The organism is Coleofasciculus chthonoplastes PCC 7420, from assembly GCF_000155555.1.
Taxonomy (GTDB): Bacteria; Cyanobacteriota; Cyanobacteriia; order Cyanobacteriales; family Coleofasciculaceae; genus Coleofasciculus; species Coleofasciculus chthonoplastes_A.
In genome coordinates, this window is the sequence record NZ_DS989841.1 from 59,197 (window position 1) to 75,630 (window position 16,434).

A 16,434-nucleotide genomic window follows, 5' to 3' on the forward strand; every position below is an offset into this window, starting at 1 on the left:
GACCAATAACAACTCATAATTCATCATTTCTCATTTGCAGCGCTAATTTGGCAGCCCCAACCATTCCCGCCTGATTACCTAGCGTAGCGGGAAGTAACTGTAAACCTGTACGAGAACTCGGTAACACTCGACGTTCAATTTCTGCCCAAGCCGCCGGGAAGAAAAATTTGGCACTTGCACTAACTCCACCGCCAATAATAATTGCTTCTGGAGTAAGGATATAAATTAAACTCGCTAATCCTGCACCTAAATCCCGTCCGTAATAGTGCCAGAATGCTAACGCCTTTGGATTGCCTTCATTTGCCAAAATCCCAAGTTCAGCAGGTTCTTTTCCGGTACGGCGACGAATTGCCCCAATGGACAGATATTGTTCCAGAGAACCTTGATTGCCACTATTACAAGGTGGACCCTCTGGATTTAACGTGATTAACCCCAACTCCCCGGCTGCGCCCTGATGACCAACAAAGAGTTTCCCATCTAGAATAACTGCACCGCCGACGCCAGTACCCAACGTCAGCATAATCAGATGGCGAAACTGACGTCCTGCACCTAACCAAGCTTCGCCTAAACCCGCGCAATTGGCATCATTGGCGATAATTGTGGGACAACCTGTTTTAGCTTCTAACCAATCCGCTAAGGGAATATCATGCCAATCGTTGAGGTTAATCGCCACTCTCGCAATCCGTCCGGTTGCATCAGCAGGTCCGGGAGTACCCACACCAATGGCAATTACGCTATGGTTAGTATCAAGTTGTGCGATCGCGTCAGCCATTACCTCAACCACGGCTTTTGGAGTTGAGGGTTGGGGCGTCGCCACTGTTACAGATTGGATGCAAGTGCCATTTTTCTGGAAAAGTCCCAGCTTAATCGCGGTTCCACCTAAGTCAATACCAATTACGTCATTTGTCATTTGTCAGGGAACGGGGAACAGGGAACACCTCGACTTCGCTCGGTGTGTCACAGGGAACAGGCTATATTAAACCATACTAATCAGCGATGTTGAATGAATTCCAAAAGGCTTGGAAGTCTTGTTCAGCGCGGCGGTAATTGGCTTCTTTTTGGTCTAACGCAGCTTGAGTAATTTCGCCATCTTGGAATTGTTTTTGAGCGAGTTCAAATTCGAGTTTAGCAATCTGATACGCTTGTTTTTTAAGCGTGCCTTCTACAGAACCCACCCAGTTGGGAAAACCCAGATGCTGCGTTTCCCAGTCAGTATGACCAATTTCCGCCATTTTGCGATCGCCTAAAATGGGTTGGCTGGTTTCGGTTAACTGTTGGAAGCTGGACAGGGCGTTTCTAATTTGTTGAATGCGTTCTAGAGAGTTTGAGAGAGAAAAGCGTTCATTTAGGGTATCATCAATGGATTCATCGGGATGAATCGGAGAGAGGGATGGACTATCTTGAGATACATTGTCGGGTTTAGGCAGTTGGGCGACAGAACTTGTCCACCAAAACCCTGCACTAGCAAGAGGGATGAGTAGTAACCCGCCAATAGCGGCGAAACCTATAGACTTGGGTTGGATAAATTTCATACAAATTGGCTGATAGAATACCTAGCGTTCATAGCTATGTCTGAATTATTCGACGAGAGTGAGGCGATTTCCGGTTCCTGGAAAAGTTTTGATCCTTCGCGGCGCTAGTCAGGAACCTGATTTGTAGGGGCGGGTTTAGGGACTTTCTTGTCGCTATTGATGATAACGTTGGTGCAAAACCCTGATTTGTAGGGGCGGGTTTAGGGACTTTCTTGTCGCTATTGATGATAACGTTGGTGCAAAACCCTGATTTGTAGGGGCGGGTTTAGGGACTTTCTTGTCGCTATTGATGATAACGTTGGTGCAAAACCCGCCCTGACTAAGGTTTAGCGTAACTACCTCCATCTCCCCATCTCCGCCATCTCCCTCATCTCCCCTATCGCCCACGGGGATTAATAATCTCCGTTAACCCTTCTCCCAACAACGATAAACCAACCACCATCGATGTCATCGCTAAACCAGGAAATAACGCTGTCCACCAAATCCCTGTAGGTAAAGCATCCAGCGCTTGACGCAAATCATGTCCCCATTCTGGAGTGTCTTCTGGGAGTCCCAATCCCAAGAATCCCAGTCCACCTAAAATTAAAATAGCGTCAGCCGCATTGAGGGTAAATAAAACCGGGACACTTTGAATTACATTGAGAAACAAATAACGGGAGAGAACCCGCCCAGGAGAAGCCCCCATCGCTTGCGCGGCTTCGATAAATAATTCAGTTTTGACGCTGGCGGTATGGTTACGGACAACGCGATAATATTGGGGAACATAAGAAATACTGAGTGCGATCGCGGCATTGAAGACGCCTCGCCCAACTACAAAAGCTAAGGTAATCGATAACAACAATCCCGGTAAGGTATAGATCGTATCCATCAAAAATAGCAACACCCGATCTAATCTACCGCCGAGATATCCACTAACTAACCCCAAAGGAACACCAATAATTAAACTCAAGCTGGTTGCTAGAATCACCACCTTTAACGCCGCTTGAGTACCAAATAAGGTGCGGGAGAAAACATCATACCCTTGGCGTGTCGTACCGAACCAGTGTTCACCACCGGGAGGTTCGTGAATCGGGTTAATCAGGGATGCAGTGGGATCTTGCAGCCATCCCCATGCTTGAAAAGCTGGGGCGAAAATAGCGATGAGGATGAACACCAAAGTGATAATTACCCCCACCGCCATCAGTTTCATCGAAAGGCTGGCATATCGGCTAAAACGTAAAAGATGAGACAATCGCAGTCGCGTCAGGGTCATTGGTACGGTTTCCTCGCCAAGAAATCTAATAAAATTGTCTGGTGAGGTTGCCCTAGAGGACGTACCTGACCTGCTACTTCCGAATAAGCCTGACCTGCCTTTATATCTTCAGGCGTCAATAAACCCAGATCCCAACCTTCTTGGAGTACCAATTGATTCAATTCCACCGTTAAAGGGGCGTGGAATATATGACGAATAACGTGGGCATCATTATAGCAATCAAACGCTGCCAATTGGGGGGGAGAATAGGAAATCTCTTCGAGTAATTCTCGCCGCATTCCCACCTCTGGCGTTTCTCCGGGTTCAAGATGACCGCCAAAGAACCCCCAGCACCCTGGATAAAGAATACCTGGGATATCGTTCCTAAGCTGCATCAGGAACCGTCCCGAACGATAGAGAATCGCGATCGCGACTTCAATTGATTGACTCTTCATTCTTACCAATAACGAATGACATAAGACGAATGACAAAGGACATAAGACAAATCATTCAAGCTGTTCGGTTTCCTGAAGGTAGACTTCACCCATTTCCTGTCCACCGATGGGAATACTTTGAAATTGTACCTGTCCCCCAATTACAACCTGATCCCCCACATTGGGAAGTTCTTGATTCCTGACAACCCAAATTTTGCCTGTGGTGTCCTGAACCTGATAAGCCCCGGAGTTCAAAAAGGGGGCTTGACTTATAACTTGACCTTGAAGATAAACCACGTCTTGAGTATTCTGAGTAGATTGGATCTCACTAATCGCCGTAACATCTACGGTGTGGGCGCTACCCATACCATTCGGACTACCCAGCAGAGGGACATTGCTACAACTTACCAGTCCTCCCCCAAACAGCAAAGCACACATTGGCAGGAGATAAAACATAGTTGACCTTTGGCGAGTTGAAATTGACGAGCAAAGGCGTGAGCGATGGTCGTTTTGAGCAGACATTGCCATGACTGTTCCCACGCTAAATGGTGTACATCCCGGTTATAGCTTAGATGCTTGAGAATTGAATACTGGGTGAGTGACACCACTGCCCGTAAAATAATCAAAGTCCTGATGATATCTCTCACCCTGCCTATGAAATCTGTTTACCCTCAGTTACTGGATGGCAAAGCCCTAGCTCAACGCATTCAAGATCAACTGAAAGCGGAAGTAGAACGACTCAAATCAACCTATGGACGCCCGCCTGGATTAGCGGTACTAATGGTGGGTGATCACCCAGCTAGCGCCGCCTACGTGCGGAATAAAGAACGTGCCTGTACCAAAGTTGGGATTGCCTCCTTTGGGCAACATTTTCCGGCTGATGTCTCTCAATCTGAAATCGAGCAAACCATTGACCGTCTCAACCAAGACCCAAACGTCGATGGTATTCTGTTACAACTCCCCGTACCTGCACACCTAAATGCGGTTTATTTACTCCATAAAATTGATCCGGATAAAGATGTCGATGGACTGCATCCCCTGAATCTAGGGCGTCTGCTGCGCGGTGAAAGGGGGTTGCAAAGTTGTACCCCAGCTGGAGTGATGCGTCTGTTGCGGGAGTACCGGATTGATTTGAAAGGGAAAAATGCAGTTGTGGTTGGGCGGAGTATTTTGGTCGGTAAGCCCATCGCACTCATGTTACTGGAAGCTGATGCTACTGTTACTATTGCTCATTCGCGCACGAAAAATTTGGCTGAACTGACTCGTCAGGCGGATATCTTGATTGCTGCTGTCGGACGTCCTAATCTAATTACGGCGGATCAAGTGAAACCGAATGCCATTGTGATTGATGTGGGTATAAATCGCGTCATTGATGCTCAAGGAAAATCCCGGTTGGTGGGTGATGTAGATTTTGATGCCGTTCGGGAGATGAGCCAATTTATCACTCCGGTTCCTGGTGGCGTTGGTCCGATGACGGTGACAATGTTATTGCAAAATACTGTTTTCAGTTATACCAGAACTCACTCATAACGCCCCCAGGCTCGTAGAATTGTTAAGACAGTAGAACAGACGATTTAAGGAATAATGGCATGGTAGCAACAGATGGGCGACCTGCCCCGAATGGGGAATCCCCAGCTTTTGATTTATCGACCTATCTAAAAGAGCGGAAAGCTCAAGTGGAGGCAGCTTTAGACCGTTCTTTACCCCTAGGTTATCCGGAAAAGATTTATGAGGCAATGCGCTATTCTCTCTTAGCGGGGGGGAAACGGTTGCGCCCGATTCTTTGTCTGGCAACCTGTGAACTGATGGGTGGCACGATGGAGATGGCAATGCCAACCGCCTGCGCCCTGGAAATGCTCCACACCATGTCGTTAATTCATGATGACCTTCCCGCCATGGATAACGACGACTACCGTCGGGGTAAACTCACCAATCATAAGGTCTACGGTGAGGATATGGCGATTCTCGCTGGCGATGGTTTGCTGGCGTATGCGTTTGAATATGTCGCCACTCAAACCCAGGGAGTTCCAGCAGAGCGGGTTTTGCAGGTGATTGCTCGTTTAGGTCGAACCGTGGGCGCGGCTGGATTGGTTGGGGGTCAGGTGGTTGATTTGGAGTCAGAGGGAAAATCTGATATTCAAGAGGAAACCCTCCATTACATTCACACCCATAAAACCGGAGCGTTGCTGGAAACCTGCGTCGTTTGTGGTGGAATTTTGGCAGGTGCAACCGATGCGGATATAGAACGTCTGTCTCGCTATGCTCAAAATATTGGTTTAGCGTTTCAAATTATCGATGATATCCTGGACATCACTGCGACTCAGGAGGAATTAGGCAAAACGGCGGGGAAAGACCTGCAAGCGCAGAAAGCTACCTATCCTAGCCTCTGGGGACTAGAGGCTTCTAAAGCTAAAGCTCAAGAGTTGATTGAAGAGGCTATTGCCCAACTGGAACCGTTTGGTGAGCGCTCTCAACCCTTAATTGCTCTGGCTAATTTCATTACCGCACGAACTTATTAGTTTTTTGTCGGGGAATAGGGAATAAGGAATAAGGGAACTCTTAACAGGGAATTCAAGAGCAACTCCTTGTAATTTGTGACTGCTTAAACATCCGTTGATCAACAACCAATTTGAACTAAAACACGATGCAGGATTTTGGCAATATCCTAAACAACCAGGTGCTACTGGTTGCACTGATTGCTTGTTTAGTGGCTCAACTCCTTAAGCTACTGGTCGAGTTAACGAAGGATCGAAAATTTAATCTCCGCACCTTGGTGACAACTGGCGGGATGCCTAGCGCTCATTCAGCCTTGGTTACCGCCTTGGCTGCGGGTGTGGGACAAACGATGGGATGGGCGTCTCCTGATTTTGCGATCGCGACGATTTTTGCTGTTATTGTTATGTACGATGCCGCAGGGGTTCGACAAGCCGCAGGTAAGCAAGCTCGTATCCTTAATCAAATTATTGATGAGTTATTTCAAGAAGGTAAAGAGTTTAATGAGGATCGTCTAAAGGAATTGCTGGGGCATACCCCCTTTCAAGTAATTGTGGGTTCAATCTTAGGGGTACTTATTTCTTGGTTAGCTGCCCCAGCTTACTGTTTTTAGAGTGGGGATTTGATTGAGAGCCTCCTTTAAGACACAGAGGTTAAAGACGCAATTGGGTCAGGAATTGTATCTGATGGTGCTTGAAATTCTCCAGTTTTGACGAATTCTAAGCGTAGCTTTAACCAAGTGATAAAGTTGGGGTTGGTTGAAATAATAGCGGCAGCAGGTTGAGGACATTCCTGTTTAACTTGCGCCATTTCTGGAGATTCTAAAAATGCGGGTTGTTTGACCAGCCAAAAGTCAATCTCTTTTCCCTTATCTTGGTAGTCTTTGGTTCGTTCTCTGAGAACTTCTTCAAAGGGTTCTTCTTCAAGTAAGAAGCGTTGACTGGCGACTAGATAGTAATAGGTTTGCATGGTTTCAATTGGGTGATTGGTGAACAGGTGATTGGGATCGTTTTGAGTGTGTAGGGGCGGGTTTTACGACTATCATCTCTTTTTGATCCAGATGTAACTAAACCCGCCCCGATCAATTGAGAGAGTTTTGACCCTTCACTTCGCTAGTCGGGCATGGTTTTAACCTTAGCAAGGGCGGGTTTTGTTGTTCCGTTATCGGTGAGATAGGGCGGGTTTTGTTGTTCCGTTATCGGTGAGATAGGGCGGGTTTTGTTGTTCCGTTATCGGTGAATAGCGGAATTTATTCCCTAAACCCGCCCCTACAATTGTCCCTAAACCCGCCCCTACAATTGATAGACATCCCATGGTATATATCTACATTACTTTTGACTTAACTCCCTTCATCGAAACTCCTTTGGGTCTGAAACCCTGTCTTTATAAGACAGCTTTACCCTTTCTCCGCATAGCTTGCTTCATCTCCCGAACTGCCCGTTCTAATCCAACTAGCGAAGCTCGTGCGATAATGCTATGACCAATATTAAGTTCTTCCATACCTTCTAAACAAGCCACTGGGTAGACATTCCAATAGGTTAAACCATGACCTGCATTCACCCGCAACCCAGCCGCGATCGCTTGTTGGCATCCTTTGGCTAAGAGTTCCAGTTGCGTTTGGCGACTGGCTTCGTCTTTGGCTTCGGCATAAGACCCTGTATGCAGTTCAATAAACTTGGCGTTAATAGCTGCCGAGGCTTCGATCTGGGCAGGATCAGCATCGATAAATAGACTAACGGGAATCCCGGCATCTTGCAACTGAGTCACTACCTCACCCAGGCGGGATTTTTGACCCGCAATATCTAATCCTCCTTCGGTTGTGACTTCTTCCCGCCGTTCCGGAACCAGGGTAATATAATCCGGTTTAACCTCAAGTGCGATCGCCACCATTTCCTCGGTTGGTGCCATTTCCATATTTAAGTGAGTTCGCACCGTCTGGCGCAAGAGTCGGATATCCCGATCTTGGATATGGCGTCGATCTTCCCGCAGGTGGGCAGTAATTCCATCCGCCCCCGCTAATTCAGCTAACACCGCCGCCGCCACGGGATCGGGTTCCACAGTGCGCCGCGCCTGTCGAATTGTGGCAATGTGGTCAATGTTGACGCCAAGGGTTAGCACTCGCGTTTTTCTCCTGAAACCGTTTTCTCTACAGCCCTTTATTGTATCTGAAAGTATCATAGAACTATCAAAACGATGCCCGTCCTAGTCTACTTATGCCTTCCCCGTTTCCAGGGATGAACCCCTATCTAGAGAATCCCGAATTTTGGTCGGAAGTCCATCACTTGCTGATCAGTATCCTGGCTGAGACATTGAATCCTCAACTGCTTCCCAAATATCGAGTTGCGATCGAGAAACGGGTTTACCAGATGAATGGAGATGATGCGCTGTTGGTGGGTATTCCTGATGTGACAGTAGAACACTCTCGTACTCCAATCAACTTAAACCAATCTAACGTGGCTGTTGCGACACCTCCCTCGACGCCAGTCACCGTCACTGTGCCAGTACCTTTGGAATTCAGAGAAGGTTATCTAGAGGTAAGAGAAGTCACCACCAAAGAAGTGGTAACAGTCATTGAGGTTCTCTCTCCCACCAATAAGCGCTCTGGAAAAGGACGGGAAACCTATTTGGAGAAACGTCAACAGGTTTTGGCAAGTCGGACGCACCTGGTTGAGATCGATCTCCTCCGAGGTGGAAAGCCAATGCCTGTTTTTGGTGATAATACCCAAGGGAGTTACAGAATTTTGGTGAGTCAGTGCGATCGCCGTCCTCGTGCCGATTTGTATGTCTTCAACCTCCAAGATTTAATCCCAACTTTTCCATTGCCTCTGCGAACCGAGGATACAGAACCGATTATCGATTTGCACTTGCTACTTGATCGGGTTTATGACCGCGCTGGCTATGCTTTTGCTATAGATTATAACGGTGAGCCTTTACCGCCTGCTGATCCAACTACGGCTGAGTGGATTGATGTGCTGTTACAGGAGAACCAATTACGTTCTATGCATTAGTCACATCGTTCGTGGCGTTGAAAGACAGAAACAAGTAAGACAATCAATATACTATTTTAAATTGGTTCAGGTCGCCCTGTCCTACTCTATAATAGATGCAAGCTATTATTCCTACATCATGACTGTCCCAATAACTATTAACTTACCCGAAGGTTTAGTTGAATCGGCTCAACGTCTTGGAGAAGCTACAGCGCGAAATATCTCAGACGTTTTAGTTGATACACTAGAGATTATTTTGCCGACCTTTAATAATCTCTCAGAAATCAACATTAATTCAGAAATTTATCAGCTTTCCAATGAGGATGTAATTGAGTTAGCTAATTTGAAAATGGATGCCAATCAAAACCAACGTCTCGGAGAACTCCAAGCTAAAGGAAAAAATACTAGCTTGACTGAATCAGAACGCTATGAGCTATTAGTTTTAATGTCAATTTATAAAATTGGTCAATTCAGAAAATCAGCCGGATTAGCTGAAGCCGTTCGACGAGAATTAAAAAGTCCTTTATTACCATGAGTTTTATATCTGAAACTCTACGCCAAAAATTTATTTAATCCTCGTCAACAGGAGTGGAGAGAACATTTTACTTGGAGTACCGAGGGAACAGAAATTATCGGCTTAACGGCTTGTGGTCGAGCGACAATTTATGCCCTAAAATTAAATAATAATTTAGCTGTTGTCGTGCGTAAAAATTGGGTTAAGCTGTTCGGCATTTAAACCTTAATATCAATAATGGCGCAATCCTTGCCGTAGTGCGTTAAGCGAAGCCATGCCGCAGGCTTTGCATCTTGCTCGCTAAATCAAGCATCTTGCTCGCTAAATCAAGCATCTTGCTCGCTAAATCAAGCATCTTGCTCGCTACTAATACCCAATTTAAATGCATGATAGCTTAAAGCCGGTTGGCATCCACCAAACTAAAATCATAAATCCCTCCCTAGTTTGTCCAGTGGCTAAACTCGCCCCTAGAATTTACTTATACAAGTTGTTTGCAACACCACAAATCTCTCCATCTGAAACACCGAACAATCCTCAACTACCCCAGTTAAGGCTGGAGTGATTCCCTGAGTTAGCCTCTTTTGCGCCTCTAAAGTTACAGGTTGATAATCTCGCAGCCAATCATGATTGGCTAGATACTCTGGTGTAAAGGCAGTATTGTCTAATAACCAAAAGTCTACTCCATAGCGTTGGATAAACTGTTTCACCTCCTCTAAATCCGAACTATACTGGGCTTTAATTAAGTCAATTGTGCGTTGGCGAAATTGACGATAATACCCCCAATGATAAGGAATCGCATATTCCCGCCCGACTAAAATAGAGCGTTGGGCAAAGGTGGGTAAGTTATCTGTCTCTTCTGATACTGAAGCAATTAAACTATCTTTGGGTTGCTGCTGAAAAAATTGATACAAAGCCGGAAAATGACCCTCTTTGTATTTGGTTAACGGAAAGGGTTTAACTAAGTAGGGATAGAAAAGTAATGCTGCGGTGATGAAGCTGATTGTTAGGTAGTGGTAGATTCTGAGTTTTGAGTAGGGACGGGTTTCTACATTATTGTTTCTTTTCACCCTGCTGTCACTAAACCTACCCTGACCAAGAATTAGACTATTGAGTTTTGGGGGATAAAAATCTGTTCTCAAAATAGCATCAAGGACGATTGTTAAAACCATCCCGGCTGATAAGGATAAAATAAGGCGAAAGCTGTGTTCGGTATAACGACTAGGAAGATGTAGGTTAAATAGGAGCAGATGGGCAAGAATGAACATTAAGATAGATGCCCAAACTATTTGAGTTAATATTCTTATCTGAGGGGAAATAGATTTAACTAGCGGGAATGAGTTGGGATATCGGCATAGAATGGGTAATAGTATGCCTAAGGCTAAAGTTGCGGGTCTAACGAAGCCTACGTCTAATAAACCACTGCGGGGACTGAGAAAAAAGAAATACCAGGGGTTATTACTGAAAAAATAACTGCGTCCAGTTCCCCAAAATTCGGGTAATTGTTTGGCTTGAGTGGCGGTGATGACTGGATCGAATTTTCCGGGGATGAGGGCGTAGCCGGAAATGGCGATTATTGTGAGGATTAGACATAAGAATGATAGGTAATGGGGATGTTGCTTTAGTTTTTTGGGGAAACGCAGAGGGGCGCAGAGGTAAGCGCAGAGGGGCGCAGAGGTTCGTATAAGTGAGTTTTTTTTGGTGAGGAGTTGCAGGGTGAATAGGGCGGCAAAAATTAATAGGTATTGGGGATAGAATAGAGATAATAGGATGATTGTGGCTAGGCAAGGCAGTAGAGATTGGCGTAATAAGTAGTATAAAAAGGCGAGGAATAGGGGGTAAACAAATGCTCTGGGTGTGGCTGAGATGAGATCATCTTTCATCCAAAGACTTTGATTAAGTAGCACTGTGGTGATAAAGCCAGCCGCAGGTACGGGTAAGAGTTGGAGTGATATACCAAAACAGTACCCTGTCGCGATCGCGCCGAGAATTGGTGGTAGGAGTTTGTTGAAGAGAAAGGGATGGATGCCAAAAGCGGCGGCGATGCGGTAAATGGCAGTATATCCCACAGGGGCGACGGATTGGAAATAATCGGCAATTAAGTCATGGGGAAATAATTCGCCATCAATAAACCGTTGCATCCAAAAGACATGCTGGCGGGCATCATCTTGAACAATATAGGCATGACTAAAGGCTTCCCGCAGGGCTAACCCACTATAAATTGCGGCGATGGTTAAGCTTAAACTGAACCAAAATACAACGTGAACCGTTAACCCTGTTGATCTAGGTTGAGTTAAAACGTTTTGCAGAGGTTTACGTCGCATAAAGTGGTAAAGGTTTAAGTATAATCATCTCGTGTAGAGACACGCCATGGCTCTTAAAGCACCCAAACAAGTAGGTTTGTAGATAATCCAGGATCGGGAAGCACCTGGAAGTACGTTCCAAACCTGCCCAATCATAACTGATGCCACTCAAGTCATCAAAAACCGAGACTGATCGAGTAGTAATGCGATCACTGCTCACTGCGGCGCTCCGTGGTAACATCAAAGCTAATAGGTAACGTTTGTTCAGTCATCAACTTAAAGTAAAATGGTATTACTTTAGCAAGATGAATAAAATTGAATTTACTTGAATCATAAAACAGTAGGTAAATCAGGAACTATTGATTTTATGAGTCAGAGTAAAATAAATTTAACACATCAATCAATATTGATAAGTGCTGTCTTGGCGCTATCCTTCACAACGGCATCGGCTGGGGAAGCGCACAACACCTCTGTAACCCATCCGGAGAACTCTGAAGCCACCTCACAACCTCAACCCCAGACGATTAGCCAAAATCCAGATGAACCCAGGCAAATTCAAGTCTTTTTACCTAAGCCTTCCGCCGATAATCAAACGATAGGGTACGTTGAACCCGTTACCCGAGCCACATCCCGCGTCGATGTTGCTGAATTTGCGATTGAGCAAGTTGTTCAAGGACCCACATCCGCCGAAAAAGAAGAAGGATTTGCTGACTTGATTGACTTCCGAGGCGAATCTACCTGTGGTGAAAACTTTACCGTTGATATCTCCAATGGAATTGCCCAACTTCAATTTTGTCGGACAGTCTATACGGCTGGACTTGGTGAAGACGCGGGAATCCAAAAAGCTGTAACCAACACACTCAAACAGTTTAATAGTGTTGACCAAGTAGTTATTCTCGACAAAAACGGCGACTGCTTTAAAGATATGAGTGGTAAAAATGCCTGCTTGAATTCCATTGACGGTGTTGTGTGGCGACCTATTCCTGAGACTAAAGCATCGTCTGGGGGTGAATTAGGTCAGGTCGATACTCAACCTTGGGAAGTCGGACTTAATACCATTAGTCGTAATGGAAATGCGATTAACTTTGATGTGAACGCCAATGGCAAGTATGTCAGATATTCGGGAAATTGCCAACGTGAGTTGCTATCGCGAATTAAAATTGGCGACGTGGAAAATGGTCAAGTAACGGATACTATGTCCGTGAATGAAAACTATTTCAAAGCTAACCGATTTCAAGAACCCGTGTTAGATTATGCTTGTACCCATAGTTAGTTATCAGTTGCCGCGCTCACGCGGCTCGACTGATCGCTCGCCGAACAAGTATTCCGAGAAACCGGGTTTCTTTGGGTGAAAACTGGATATTTCGTTGTCATCCTCACGAAAAACCCGGTTTCTGTACCGATGTCCTAGCCCTCTATTAAGACTAAATTCGGGTTGATTACTCCCCTTTTTTGGCTTAAATAAAACTTGTTTGAAACTGCTCAATTTTTCTTTCAATTTGTTGAACAAGCTGCTGGCAGTAATCTAAAGCTGCTCTCGCCTGATCTTGTTCTATATTATTAATTTCCAAGGATAGTTTGACTTTTTCATCAGGGGTATTGTCTCCAGTGATAAGTGCATAACCAACCCAGCTTCTATATCTAAAATATTTTTCATAATCTATTTTCAGGGCATAGCATAACAAAATTTCCTGCATTCTTTGCAATTCTTGAGAAATTTGAACATTAACTTTTTGTTTGCCAAATTCATCCTGAACAATAAATCCGTCAAATTCTTCAAGGCTGGAATCCTGATTGGGTTTCAGATCGAAAATAGTTCCCTTGGCAACGCTTATCGTCAAATCAAGAGAAGCTGTAGCATAACTAATCGCCTGTATTAATTTGCCATCGTCAAAAAAATGTTCAGCAACCTCTAACAGGTCTTTGTGTTCTTTCAGTGTTTCCATAATCGATGAGAAATAGCTAGGGATTCAACAGTGAATCTCTAGTTTCTTGCTCACTGACTGAACTTGTCATCGACCTGAGGTTATAGGCTGTTTTCAGCTTATCCGATAAAGTCTTGAATGATAGGGAAGATAGGGCGGGTTGAGTTGTATCTGGGTAAAGTAAGCAACAATAATGGTGAAACCCGCCCCTACAAACCAGGTTCCCTTGAGCCAAGTGAAGGGTTACCACCTTTCAGATTTTTCAGATTCGCGAAATGGTTAAACAACGGCGGGAGCTTGCCAACCTCGCAAATAATAGTAAATCGAGGCGTAAAACTCTTCCACAATTCGCGTCGTGACAGTCAGCGCTTCTACAGAGGGGATAAAGGATTCAATCCACTGGTTGATTGTGGATGTTGTTCCGGGTTGAACGGTAAAGAAGCCGGTCGGTTTAGCCACAACATTGTTAAGACCTACACTTCTAAACGCCTGTTGAGCACGACGGCTGTTATAGGCTGAAGTAACCAGAAAAACGCGATTATCTGCTATGCCGCGATCGCGTAATATATCTTCGACTTCTTCGGCGCTGGTGCGGAGATTGATACCCGTGGGTTCAAGCACAATTCGGCTTTGGGGGACCCCAAACTGAACCAGTAAGCTGCGGATATCATTGGCTTCGACAATTTGGTCTTGATTTCCTTGCAGGTTAGGTCGAGGACCAGCACTAACCACGACTAAGGGGTTATTGCCAGATTGTCGATACAGTTGAGCGGCATAAAGAATACGATCGCCCGTATCGGTAAGTTGAACTTGGGTTCGAGGCGGTTCATCGGGTTGGGTAGTGCCTTGTCCAAGAACCACAATCGCTGAGGCGGTTTGAGCCGCCGCCGACTCAGGCGTAACCACGGCTTGTTCCGTGCTAGCCGCCAACAGGTTAGAGAAAAAGGGCGTGCTGGCGAGGAGTAAGATTAGTAAGGCTGCCATAACCTGGTTCTTTGACTTATCCAGCCCTTGGCGGAGGGCAAAACCCAACAGCACGATGGAAGCACCGACAGGTTTCAAGAAAAACGAGAGAACCTCCCAAATCGTTGATATGGCATCATTGCCGGGAGAGAAAAACGCCACAACAATGAAGCCAAACAGAAATAAACCCCCAAGCAAGGTAAAATACTCCTTGGGGATTACCTTCTTAAACAGGTTGTAGAGAATAACTGCAATCAGCAGCCAGAGTAGGATTCGAGTCAGTAGTAAAAACATTGTGTTTTGACGGTGTAACGTTTGGACAGTGAGCGAGGAATTGTTACTTGTTAGTCTGACTCCTCAAAATAACAATTAACAAGTTAGGGGTGATTGGGATCAGGTTTTGTGTAACGTATCACTTGGGGAGAGCATGGTTCAAATAACCCTAACACGGGCATTATACTCGTCATTGTCCACAAGCATGAGGGAAATGAGGGAGAGGGGAGGGGGAGAGGCTGAGCAAAATTACTATTCAAGCAAAGACAAATAGCCAAAATATTTGTAAAGTTAGTCTATAAAACGAAACAGGGACGGTTTGAGCGTGTCGCAAGTCCAACCGGAAATTTTAGTGACTGGCGGAGCTGGATACATCGGCTCTCACACAGTATTAGCCCTGCAACGGGCGGGTTACAACGTCGTTGTCCTGGATAACCTGGTCTGTGGACATCGAGAGTTTGTAGAAGAGATCCTGAAAGCGAAATTGGTGATCGGGGATGTGGGCGATCGCACCCTGTTAGACCAAATCTTCGCCAGCCACAATATTGCCGCTGTACTCCACTTTGCCGCCTATATTGCCGTGGGGGAGTCGGTCATCTACCCCGCCAAATACTACCGCAATAACGTCAGTGGTACGCTGACTCTCTTAGAAGCCATGGTCGCCGCTGATGTGAAAACCTTAGTGTTTCCCTCCACCTGTGCCGTCTACGGGATGCCTCAGGAAGTACCCATGACCGAAGTCCATCCGCAAAATCCGATTAATCCTTATGCGACGAGTAAGTGGATGATGGAGCGGATGCTAGCGGACTTTGATCACGCCTACCAGTTACGTTTCATTGTGTTTCGCTTTTTCAACGCGGCTGGGGCGAATCCCGAAGGACTACTCGGTGAAGATCATTACCCAGAAACCCATCTGATTCCCTTGGTCTTGTGGACAGTATTAGGCAAACGCGACTCAATTGCCATTTGGGGAACAGACTACTCCACCCCAGACGGAACCTGCTTGCGCGATTATATTCATGTCAGCGACTTGGCAGATGCCCATATCCTCGGGCTAGAGTATTTGTTACAAGGTGGCAAGAGTGAAATCTTTAATTTAGGCAGTGGCAATGGGTTCTCCGTGCGACAGGTGATTGACACAGCCAAGCAAGTCACCCAGAAAGAGATTAAAATCATTGAGTGCGATCGCCGCCCTGGTGATGCACCGATTTTGGTGGGTAGTAGCGACAAGGCGAGGAAAATTTTGGGTTGGTCTGCCAAATACCCGGAGCTCAGTAAAATTATCAGCGATGCTTGGCAGTGGCATCAACGGCGTCATCATTAGTAAAGTATGGACAATTGCTATTTTCTTAGAAACTGGGAGTTCACATAAGTTTTTTGAAGCAGTGAAACAATTATCGGTGAATAAACACACCCAGACTGAAAAGGCTACAAACAACCTCAACTCTACCAACAAAAGGACTCTTGCCCTAGAAGCTCGACTCAGCCGTTTGGAATCCATTGTTGGACAAATTGGTGAGGCGGTGCTTGCCACAACCGAGACGGTTGAGTGTCTAGGCAAGCGGGTTGATGCTTTGGCTGTGCAGGTGCAACACCAAGGGCATCAAGTTCAACAACAGGGTTACCAACTCTTTGCCTTGAGTGATGCGGTGCAAACCTTAGCCGAAAACCAAAATGAGTCACTCGCAGAACTTGGAGAACTCACTGAAACACTCCAACGCCTTGCGGCTGCGATCGAAGCCCAGCAGAAGAAAGTAAGCTAGGAGTAGCGTTAAAATGTTG

At 45.8% G+C, this 16,434-nt stretch carries 19 protein-coding genes; 8 read left to right on the plus strand and 11 right to left on the minus strand.

Annotated features, from left to right (window positions below; all coding sequences use genetic code 11):
• Positions 1-13 precede the first annotated feature (13 nt).
• The 5 genes from MC7420_RS00255 to MC7420_RS00280 form a co-directional block, all read right to left on the minus strand.
• The gene (locus MC7420_RS00255) at positions 14-910 is read right to left on the minus strand and encodes an ROK family protein (RefSeq protein ID WP_006097880.1); all 897 of its coding nucleotides are present in this window, start codon (positions 908-910) and stop codon (positions 14-16) included.
• A 76-nt stretch (positions 911-986) separates the two neighbouring features.
• Positions 987-1,532 carry a hypothetical protein gene (locus MC7420_RS00260; protein ID WP_006098053.1) on the minus strand — a complete coding sequence of 182 codons (546 nt, stop codon included), beginning with the start codon at positions 1,530-1,532 and terminating at the stop codon, positions 987-989.
• Between the two features lie 376 nt (positions 1,533-1,908).
• Entirely contained in the window at positions 1,909-2,784 is an 876-nt protein-coding gene (locus MC7420_RS00270; protein WP_006097946.1) for an ABC transporter permease, read from the minus strand.
• Positions 2,781-3,218 (minus strand): NUDIX hydrolase, encoded by a 438-nt coding sequence (locus tag MC7420_RS00275; RefSeq protein WP_006097919.1) that lies wholly within the window; start codon positions 3,216-3,218, stop codon positions 2,781-2,783. Before MC7420_RS00275 ends, MC7420_RS00270 begins: the two co-directional genes overlap by 4 nt.
• 51 nt (positions 3,219-3,269) lie before the next feature.
• Entirely contained in the window at positions 3,270-3,653 is a 384-nt protein-coding gene (locus MC7420_RS00280; RefSeq protein WP_006097912.1) for a hypothetical protein, read from the minus strand.
• 198 nt (positions 3,654-3,851) lie between these two features.
• Here MC7420_RS00280 and folD point away from each other — a divergent pair, with 198 nt between their 5' ends.
• From folD to MC7420_RS00295, 3 genes are all read left to right on the plus strand, one after another.
• The gene (gene folD / locus MC7420_RS00285) at positions 3,852-4,727 is read left to right on the plus strand and encodes a bifunctional methylenetetrahydrofolate dehydrogenase/methenyltetrahydrofolate cyclohydrolase FolD (RefSeq protein ID WP_044204093.1); all 876 of its coding nucleotides are present in this window, start codon (positions 3,852-3,854) and stop codon (positions 4,725-4,727) included.
• 59 nt (positions 4,728-4,786) lie between these two features.
• A complete protein-coding gene (crtE, locus tag MC7420_RS00290) occupies positions 4,787-5,716 on the plus strand; it encodes a geranylgeranyl diphosphate synthase CrtE (protein ID WP_006097808.1) in 930 nt (309 codons plus the stop codon).
• A 125-nt stretch (positions 5,717-5,841) separates the two neighbouring features.
• Positions 5,842-6,303, plus strand: coding sequence for a divergent PAP2 family protein (locus tag MC7420_RS00295; RefSeq protein ID WP_006097891.1), 462 nt, complete (start codon positions 5,842-5,844; stop codon positions 6,301-6,303).
• Between the two features lie 26 nt (positions 6,304-6,329).
• Here MC7420_RS00295 and MC7420_RS00300 read toward each other — a convergent pair whose 3' ends face one another.
• From MC7420_RS00300 to MC7420_RS00305, 3 genes are all read right to left on the minus strand, one after another.
• A complete protein-coding gene (locus tag MC7420_RS00300; protein WP_006098240.1) occupies positions 6,330-6,659 on the minus strand; it encodes an MgPME-cyclase complex family protein in 330 nt (109 codons plus the stop codon).
• A 192-nt stretch (positions 6,660-6,851) separates the two neighbouring features.
• Entirely contained in the window at positions 6,852-7,004 is a 153-nt protein-coding gene (locus tag MC7420_RS38850) for a hypothetical protein (protein WP_006098030.1), read from the minus strand.
• A 69-nt stretch (positions 7,005-7,073) separates the two neighbouring features.
• Positions 7,074-7,808, minus strand: coding sequence for a pyridoxine 5'-phosphate synthase (locus MC7420_RS00305; protein WP_006098280.1), 735 nt, complete (start codon positions 7,806-7,808; stop codon positions 7,074-7,076).
• 95 nt (positions 7,809-7,903) lie between these two features.
• Between MC7420_RS00305 and MC7420_RS00310 the strand changes: the two genes are divergently transcribed.
• Positions 7,904-8,698: a DUF4058 family protein gene (locus MC7420_RS00310; RefSeq protein ID WP_006097982.1), complete on the plus strand. Its 795-nt coding sequence runs from the start codon at positions 7,904-7,906 to the stop codon at positions 8,696-8,698.
• A gap of 118 nt (positions 8,699-8,816) precedes the next feature.
• The gene (locus MC7420_RS00315; RefSeq protein WP_006097837.1) at positions 8,817-9,212 is read left to right on the plus strand and encodes a hypothetical protein; all 396 of its coding nucleotides are present in this window, start codon (positions 8,817-8,819) and stop codon (positions 9,210-9,212) included.
• Between the two features lie 446 nt (positions 9,213-9,658).
• Here the strand turns inward: MC7420_RS00315 and MC7420_RS00320 are convergent, their stop codons facing one another.
• Positions 9,659-11,512: a hypothetical protein gene (locus tag MC7420_RS00320; protein WP_006098257.1), complete on the minus strand. Its 1,854-nt coding sequence runs from the start codon at positions 11,510-11,512 to the stop codon at positions 9,659-9,661.
• A 385-nt stretch (positions 11,513-11,897) separates the two neighbouring features.
• On the opposite strand from MC7420_RS00320, the gene MC7420_RS00325 reads away from it, so the two are divergent.
• Positions 11,898-12,764 (plus strand): GerMN domain-containing protein, encoded by an 867-nt coding sequence (locus MC7420_RS00325; RefSeq protein ID WP_232231603.1) that lies wholly within the window; start codon positions 11,898-11,900, stop codon positions 12,762-12,764.
• A 184-nt stretch (positions 12,765-12,948) separates the two neighbouring features.
• Here MC7420_RS00325 and MC7420_RS00330 read toward each other — a convergent pair whose 3' ends face one another.
• A complete protein-coding gene (locus MC7420_RS00330) occupies positions 12,949-13,437 on the minus strand; it encodes a hypothetical protein (RefSeq protein ID WP_006098119.1) in 489 nt (162 codons plus the stop codon).
• Positions 13,438-13,695: 258 nt separating this feature from the next.
• A complete protein-coding gene (locus MC7420_RS00335) occupies positions 13,696-14,673 on the minus strand; it encodes a YdcF family protein (RefSeq protein WP_006098306.1) in 978 nt (325 codons plus the stop codon).
• A gap of 304 nt (positions 14,674-14,977) precedes the next feature.
• On the opposite strand from MC7420_RS00335, the gene galE reads away from it, so the two are divergent.
• On the plus strand, positions 14,978-15,976 hold the full coding sequence (gene galE / locus MC7420_RS00340; protein ID WP_006098196.1) for a UDP-glucose 4-epimerase GalE: 999 nt from the start codon (positions 14,978-14,980) through the stop codon (positions 15,974-15,976).
• Complete coding sequence (locus tag MC7420_RS42190; RefSeq protein ID WP_232231604.1) at positions 15,942-16,415, plus strand: hypothetical protein; 474 nt, start codon at positions 15,942-15,944, stop codon at positions 16,413-16,415. The genes galE and MC7420_RS42190 overlap by 35 nt, the downstream gene beginning before the upstream one ends.
• Positions 16,416-16,434: the final 19 nt, after the last annotated feature.